This window comes from Halalkalibaculum roseum (assembly GCF_011059145.1).
GTDB classification, from domain to species: Bacteria; Bacteroidota; Rhodothermia; order Balneolales; family Balneolaceae; genus Halalkalibaculum; species Halalkalibaculum roseum.
The window spans coordinates 1-479 of the sequence record NZ_JAALLT010000017.1 but is presented as its reverse complement, the minus strand read 5'-3'; the positions used below and the strand labels follow the sequence as shown (position 1 = coordinate 479).

General features: G+C 52.6%; 1 protein-coding gene. It reads left to right on the top strand.

Annotated features, from left to right (window positions below; translation table 11 throughout):
• On the top strand, positions 1 to 479 hold a 479-nt coding region (locus tag G3570_RS16295; RefSeq protein WP_165143927.1), incomplete at both ends, for a serine/threonine protein kinase.

Here is a 479-nt window from a genome sequence, read left to right as displayed (position 1 = left end):
CTCGACCGGGATGTGGCCCTCAAATTTCTTCCTCAGTCGTTGACACCCACCGAAGAAGACCGCCGGCGCTTTATCCGTGAAGCCAAATCCGCGGCCGCCCTGAGTCACCCAAATATTTGTACCATTTTCAACATTGATGAATATGAGGGGAACCCCTTCATTATAATGGAACATATTGAGGGGAAAACCCTGCGTTCAATAATTGATGGGGGAGATTTGATCATGGAACAGGCCCTCAGCTATGCCCGCCAGATAGCCGGTGCGTTGGCTGAAGCCCACGAGTCCGGCATCATCCACCGAGATATCAAGCCGGAGAACATTATAGTGGACTCCAAAGGACGCAGCAAAGTGATGGACTTCGGGCTAGCCAAACTCAAGCAGGGCAGCAATATTACCAAAACCGGTGACATGGTAGGTACCCTCGCCTACAGTTCCCCGGAGCAGATTCGTGGCCAGCAGGTTGATCACCGGTCAGACCT